Genomic DNA, 6,742 nt, shown 5'->3' on the forward strand with positions numbered 1-6,742 from the left:
GGCGCTTGCTTTTTCAGCCTTCCAGATTTCATCGAGGTTGGCAATCTCCTTTTGCAGGCTGGTGATTTCCTCGTTAATCAAATCGAGCCGTTTGCGCGAGGCCTCGTCCTTTTCTTTTTTGACCGCTTCGCGCTCGATCTGCAGCTGGATCAGGCGCCGGTCGAGCTTATCCATGACCTCAGGCTTGGAGTCCATCTCGATCTTCACTTTGGACGCCGCCTCGTCGATCAGGTCGATGGCCTTATCGGGCAGGAACCGGTCGGTGATGTAGCGGTGGCTCAATTCGGCGGCGGCCACGATGGCCGGGTCGGTGATGTCGACGTTGTGGTGTTTTTCGTAACGCTCTTTGAGGCCGCGCAGGATGGCGATGGTCGCTTCCACCGTGGGCTCGCCGACCAGAATTTTCTGGAACCGGCGCTCCAGCGCGGCGTCTTTCTCAATGTATTTGCGGTACTCGTCGAGCGTGGTCGCACCCACGCAGTGCAACTCGCCACGCGCCAGCGCGGGTTTCAGCATGTTGCCGGCGTCCATCGCGCCCTCGGCCTTGCCGGCACCGACCATGGTGTGCAACTCATCGATAAACACAATGGTCTGGCCTTCGTCCTTGGCCAGGTCTTTGAGCACGTTTTTCAGGCGCTCCTCGAACTCGCCTCGGAACTTGGCACCGGCCAACAGGGACGCCATGTCCAGGCTCAGCACACGTTTGCCCTTGAGCGACTCGGGCACCTCACCGGCCACGATGCGCTGCGCCAAGCCTTCCACAATCGCGGTCTTGCCAACGCCGGGCTCACCAATCAAGACCGGGTTGTTCTTGGTGCGGCGTTGCAGCACCTGAATGGCGCGGCGAATTTCGTCGTCGCGGCCAATCACCGGGTCGAGCTTGCCCTGGCGCGCGCGTTCGGTCAGATCCAGACAGTATTTTTTGAGCGACTCGCGCTGGTCTTCGGCGTCGGCGCTGTCCACGTTCTGGCCGCCGCGCACTGCCTCGATGGCGGCCTCCAGGCTCTTGCGCGTCAGGCCGTTGGCGCGTGCCATGTCACCCAGGGCGCCCTTGGCATCCGTCACCGCCAGCAAAAACAATTCGCTGGCAATGAACTGGTCACCACGCTTGAGCGCTTCCTTTTCGGTGGCCTGCAACAGCTTGGCCAGCTCGGGGTTGACCTGCACCTGGTCCTGGCCGGTCACTTGTGGCAGGCGTTTCACGGCGGCCTCGGCGGCGGTCAGCAAGCCCGCCACATTGACACCGGCGCGCTGCAACAGCGCTTTCGGGCCGTCAGCCTGCTTGAGCATGGCCACCAGCAGATGCACCGGCTCGATGTAGGCATGGTCCTGGCCCAGCGCCAGGCTTTGCGCGTCGCCCAGGGCTTCCTGGAATTTGGTGGTCAATTTATCTTGTCGCATGAGAGTTCCCTTCGAATTGGATTGTTCAGGAGATGAGGCCATTGCGGCGGCTTTCAAGCCTGCGCCTGCTACAGTTACCCATAATCTTGGTCAACTGGCGATCTCACCGCCGACCCATGTGAACACGCCGCCAGCCAACACCCGCCCTGCCAGCCCCCCGATTGACCACTACGAAAACTTTCCGGTGGCGTCCTTTTTGTGCCCGCCGCACCTGCGCCCGGCCATTGGCGCCATTTACCACTTTGCCCGCAGCGCCGATGACTTGGCCGACGAAGGTGATACCAGCGACGCAGCAAGGCTGGACGCGCTGGAGCGGTACCGGGCGGACCTGCTGGCTGTTGCCGGCGGCCAGGCGCACAGCGGCCAATGGCCACAGGTGTTCGAGCCGCTGCGCAAGGTACTGTGCGCCTTCAAGCTGCCCGTTCCCTTGCTGGCCGACCTGCTGGATGCCTTTGCGCAAGACGTGCGTTACACCGCAGACCAACGCCGCTACCGTGATGACGCGGAGCTGCTGGACTACTGCACACGCTCGGCCAACCCGGTGGGGCGCCTGCTGCTGCACCTGTATGGCGTCACCGACGCTGCGTCCCTGGCGCAGAGCGACCAGATTTGCAGCGCCTTGCAGCTCATTAACTTCTGGCAGGATGTGTCGGTGGACGTGGCACGCGGGCGCTGGTACCCTTCACAGCAGGCCATGGCCTTGCATGGCGTGCTGGATGCGGATCTGCAGCCTGGCAGCCAGAGTGACAACGCCAGGCAAATGATTGCCGCCTACGCCGCGCAAGCCCGCGCGCTAATGCAAGCCGGCGCGCCACTGGCCTGCCGCATCCCGGGGCGTGCCGGCTGGGAGCTGCGGCTGGTGGTGCAAGGCGGCCTGCGTATTCTGGACAAAATCGAGGCGCTCGACTTTGCCACCTGGCGCACCCGGCCCAAACTCACAGCCTGGGATGTGCCGGTGATGCTGTGGCGAGCCCTTGCGATGAAGAGCCATACCCGACCTGTTTAAACTCGGACGCAACTCACAAGCCGCCCATGACCCCCCAAGACTACGTCCAGCAAAAAGCCGCCGCCTCGGGCAGCAGCTTTTACTACGCTTTTTTATTTTTGCCAGCGCCCAAACGCGCTGCCATCACCGCTTTTTATGCCTTTTGCCGCGAAGTGGACGATGTGGTGGACGACATGGTGGACCCTGGCGTGGCCGCCACCAAGCTGCAATGGTGGCGCGCCGAGGTGGCACAGGCGTTTGCCGGCACGCCCAGCCACCCGGTGCTGCAGGCGCTGATGCCACTGGCGGCCGATTACCGGATCGAGCAGCGCCACCTGCAAGCCGTCATCGAAGGCTGCCAAATGGATCTGAACCAGACCCGATACCTCGACTTCGCGGGCCTGCAAAGTTATTGCCACCTGGTGGCAGGCGTGGTGGGTGAGGTGGCGGCGCAGATCTTTGGCCAGACCGATCCCAAAACCACCCAATATGCGCACGCCTTGGGGCAGGCGCTGCAACTCACCAACATCATTCGCGACGTTGGCGAAGACGCCCGGCGCGGCCGCATTTACCTGCCGGCGAGCGACCTGAAACAGTTCGGCGTGACGGCGCAGGAGATTCTGAACGGCACGTATTCAGACCGGTTTACCGCGCTGATGCGTTTTCAGGTCGAGCGCGCCCAGGGCAAGTACGACCAGGCTCTGGTGCTGCTGCCCGCAGCCGACTGCCGTGCCCAAAAACCGGGTCTGATGATGGCCAGCATTTACCGTGCCCTGCTGCGCGAGATCGAGCGCGACAACTTTGCCGTGCTGCACCAGCGCATCAGCCTGACACCGCTGCGCAAGTTCTGGCTGGCCTGGAAAGTGCAGGCGCTGGGCAGGCTGTGAGGGTTGCCATCATCGGCGCCGGCTGGGCCGGCATGGCTGCCGCCGTCAAGGCTACCGAGGACGGCCACCATGTCACCATTTTCGAAGCCGCTCATGCCATCGGTGGCCGCGCCAGAGCCCTGGCCGCCAAGCCCGCAAAGACCTTGCCGGACGGTTCGCTGGCCCCCCTCGACAATGGCCAGCACATCCTGATCGGGGCTTACACCGAAACCCTGGCACTGATGCGCCTGGTCGGCCTTTCGCCCGAAACCGCGCTGCTCAATCTGCCAATGACACTGCGCTTCCCTGACGGCCGAGGCCTGCAATTTGCCGCGTGGCCGACACCACTGGACGCGCTGGGCGGCATCCTGCAGGCGCGCGGCTGGACGCTGGCTGACAAGTGGTCGCTGCTGCGGGCGGCACTGGGCTGGCAATTCAGAGGATTTGCCTGTGCTGCCAGCCTGTCCGTGGCCGATCTGTGCCAGCGCCTGACGCCAAAAATCAAGGCCGAGCTGATCGACCCCTTGTGTGTCTCGGCGCTCAACACCCCGCCCGAACAAGCCAGCGCCCAGGTGTTTTTGCGCGTCATGCGTGACGCCCTGTTTGGCGTGCAGGCCGGCTCGCGCCTGCTGCTGCCTCGGGTCGACCTGAGCGCGTTGTTTCCTGACGCGGCGGCACGCTGGCTGCTTGAACGCGGCGGCCAGCTCAGGCTGGGCCAGCGCATTGACGCACTGCACAAACAAGCCCAGCAATGGCGGGTGCAGGCAGAACTGTTCGACGCGGTGCTGCTGGCCACCCCGGCACCCCATGCAGCGCAAATCCTCAGCACTGCGGACATGCCCGCGCCCCACGCAGAGCAGGTGCGGCACTGGGTCGAGTCCGCCCGGGCGCTGCAGCATGAAGCCATCGCCACGGTCTATGCCTGGGCCCCCCAAGCCAGTCTGCCAATCGCCATGCTGGCCTTGCGCAGCAGCACGCAGCACCCGGCCCAATTTGTCTTTGACCGCGGCCAACTGGGAGGTCCGGCGGGTCTGCTGGCTTTTGTGGTCAGCGCCGCGCGGGGCGAGCGCGCCACGCTGCAGGCGCAGGTGCTGGCGCAGGGCCTCGAACAACTCGGGCTGGCCTTGCAGGCGGTGCAAACGGTGGTGGAAAAACGTGCCACCTTTGCCTGCACCCCAGGCCTGCAGCGCCCACCGCCCACCATTGCGCCGGGCTTGCTGGCCTGTGGCGACTATGTGGCCGGTCCCTACCCCGCCACGCTGGAGGGCGCCGTGCGCAGTGGCCGCGCTGTGGTGGCTTTGTTGAACGGCGACGAAAATCACGCCGGGTCGGTGAAAATACAGCCATGACCCTACTCACTTCCCCCTTCGCCAAAGAGCCGCCGTTTCAGCACGGCCAAACCCCGCGCACCGCCGTGCTGTACTGCAACCTGGGCACGCCCGACTCGCCGGGCACCCCCGATGTGCGGCGTTTTTTGAGCGAATTTCTGGGCGACCCGCGGGTGGTTGAGGTGCCCCGGCTGCTCTGGCTGCTGATCCTGCACGGCATCATCCTGCGCTTTCGGCCCGCCAAATCGGGCGCCAAATACGCCAGCATCTGGCTGCCTGAGGGTTCTCCGCTGAAAATCTGGACCGAGAAACAGGCCAAGATGCTGCACGGCTGGCTCGGCCAGCGCGGCCACAACGTGCAAGTGCGATATGCCATGCGCTACGGCAGCACGTCGATTGCCTCGCAGCTTGACCAACTCAAGGCCGAGGGCACGACCCGCGTGCTGATCGTGCCGGCCTACCCGCAGTATTCGGCCACCACCACGGCCAGCCTGTTCGATGCTGTCTATGACTGGGCTGGCAAGGTGCGCAACATCCCCGAGCTGCGCTTCATCAACCACTACCATGACGACGCGCGCTACATTGCGGCCCTGGCTGGCCGGGTGCGCCGCCATTGGCAGGACAACGGCCGCCCCGATGTGCTGCTGATGAGCTTTCACGGCGTGCCCGAGCGCACCCTGCAGCTGGGCGACCCCTACCACTGCGAATGCTTCAAGACCGCACGGCTGCTGGCCGAGCAGCTGGGCCTGTCCAAAGAGCAGTACAAGGTGAGTTTTCAGTCGCGCCTGGGCCGGGCCAAATGGTTGCAGCCCTACACCGAGCCGACCTTGATTGAAATGGGCAAGGCCGGTGTCAAACGGGTCGATGTGGTGTGCCCGGCCTTCACCAGCGACTGCCTGGAAACGCTGGAGGAAATCAACATGGAAGCGCGCGAGACTTTCCTGCACGCGGGCGGCAAGGAATTTCATTACGTCCCCTGCCTCAACGACGACCCGGCCTGGATCACCGCACTGTGCGACATCACCCAGCAACACCTGCAAGGCTGGCCGACCCAGACACCGCCGGATTCGGCAGCCCTGGCCGCCTCCAGAGCCGCCGCACTCGCGCTGGGTGCCAGGCAATAAAGCAGCCCGCCCAAGCGCGGTCAGCCGCGCTGCCGGATGCTTGTCCGGTCGTCAGGCGCGCTTTTTCAGCAAACGCGGCAGCACCATGATCAGCACAATGACGACCAGCAGAGTCAAAGACATCGGACGTTGCAAAAAGACCATTGCGCTGCCCTCGCCTATCGAGATGGCATTGCGCAACTGGGCCTCTGCCAGCGGGCCCAAGATCATGCCCACCAACACTGGCGCCGTTGGAAAGTTGAAGCGCCGCATGACCAGCCCGACCAGGCCAATGCCATACAGCAAAAACAAATCGAACGCGCTTTGGCGCATGCCGTAAGCGCCCACCGTGGCAAAAATCAGAATGCCGGCGTACAACTGCGGCTTGGGAACCTTGAGCAGTTTCACCCACAGCCCGATCATGGGCAGGTTGAGCACCAGCAGCATCACATTGCCAATATAGAGCGACGCAATCAGCGCCCACACCAGCCCAGCTGAACTGGTGAAAAGCTGCGGCCCGGGTTGAATGCCGTAGTTTTGAAATGCGCCCAGAATGATCGCCGTGGTGTTGGAGGTCGGAATGCCCAGCGTGAGCAGTGGAATCAGCGCCGCCGTCACCGTGGCGTTGTTGGCGGCTTCCGGGCCCGCCACACCTTCAATCGCACCCTTGGTGCCAAATTCGGCCTGGTGCTCACCTTTGGCCAGCTTTTTCTCCATGGCATAGCTTAAAAAGGTTGGTATCTCGGTGCCACCGGCAGGAATGCAGCCAAACGGCGCACCAATGGCGGTGCCGCGCATCCAGGCCGGAAAAGAGCGCCGCCAGTCAGCCATCGTCATGGAGACACGGGTCATGCGGTTTTCGGTCTCCACCGTCTTGCCCTCAAACAGCACGGCGTGCATGGCTTCGGCCACGGCAAACAGGCCCACTGCGACCAGCACGATCTCAATGCCGTCCAAAAATTCCGGCACACCGCCGGTGTAGCGCACCTGGCCGGTGATCTGGTCCATACCCACCAGGCCGGCCGCCAGACCAATAAACAGAGCTGTCAGGCCGCGCAC

6 protein-coding genes are annotated in these 6,742 nt (G+C 63.7%); 4 read left to right on the forward strand and 2 right to left on the reverse strand.

All coding sequences use genetic code 11. The annotated features are described in order from the left end of the window. The coding region (locus GPS82_RS12825) for a Clp protease N-terminal domain-containing protein (RefSeq protein WP_296495339.1) at positions 1-1,401 on the reverse strand (1,401 nt) is incomplete at its 3' end. Between the two features lie 118 nt (positions 1,402-1,519). Between GPS82_RS12825 and hpnC the strand changes: the two genes are divergently transcribed. The 4 genes from hpnC to hemH are packed head-to-tail and all read left to right on the forward strand — an operon-like array spanning position 1,520 to position 5,704. After that, complete coding sequence (gene hpnC / locus GPS82_RS12830) at positions 1,520-2,407, forward strand: squalene synthase HpnC (RefSeq protein ID WP_296495341.1); 888 nt, start codon at positions 1,520-1,522, stop codon at positions 2,405-2,407. Between the two features lie 26 nt (positions 2,408-2,433). Further along, positions 2,434-3,273, forward strand: a complete 840-nt coding sequence (hpnD, locus tag GPS82_RS12835; protein ID WP_296495342.1) for a presqualene diphosphate synthase HpnD — start codon at positions 2,434-2,436, stop codon at positions 3,271-3,273. After that, the gene (gene hpnE, locus GPS82_RS12840; protein WP_296495344.1) at positions 3,270-4,601 is read left to right on the forward strand and encodes a hydroxysqualene dehydroxylase HpnE; all 1,332 of its coding nucleotides are present in this window, start codon (positions 3,270-3,272) and stop codon (positions 4,599-4,601) included. The genes hpnD and hpnE overlap by 4 nt, the downstream gene beginning before the upstream one ends. After that, positions 4,598-5,704: a ferrochelatase gene (gene hemH / locus GPS82_RS12845; RefSeq protein ID WP_296495346.1), complete on the forward strand. Its 1,107-nt coding sequence runs from the start codon at positions 4,598-4,600 to the stop codon at positions 5,702-5,704. The genes hpnE and hemH overlap by 4 nt, the downstream gene beginning before the upstream one ends. 51 nt (positions 5,705-5,755) lie before the next feature. Here the strand turns inward: hemH and GPS82_RS12850 are convergent. Then, the coding region (locus GPS82_RS12850; protein WP_296495348.1) for a tripartite tricarboxylate transporter permease at positions 5,756-6,742 on the reverse strand (987 nt) is incomplete at its 5' end.

The sequence above is a fragment of the Rhodoferax sp. genome (assembly GCF_011391645.1).
Taxonomy (GTDB): Bacteria; Pseudomonadota; Gammaproteobacteria; order Burkholderiales; family Burkholderiaceae_C; genus Rhodoferax.

Bases quoted from the DNA above. Each gene is read 5' to 3' on its own strand.
- hemH (WP_296495346.1), top strand. From the start codon at position 4,598: ATGACCCTACTCACTTCCCCCTTCGCCAAAGAGCCGCCGTTTCAGCAC.
- hpnD (WP_296495342.1), top strand. From the start codon at position 2,434: ATGACCCCCCAAGACTACGTCCAGCAAAAAGCCGCCGCCTCGGGCAGC.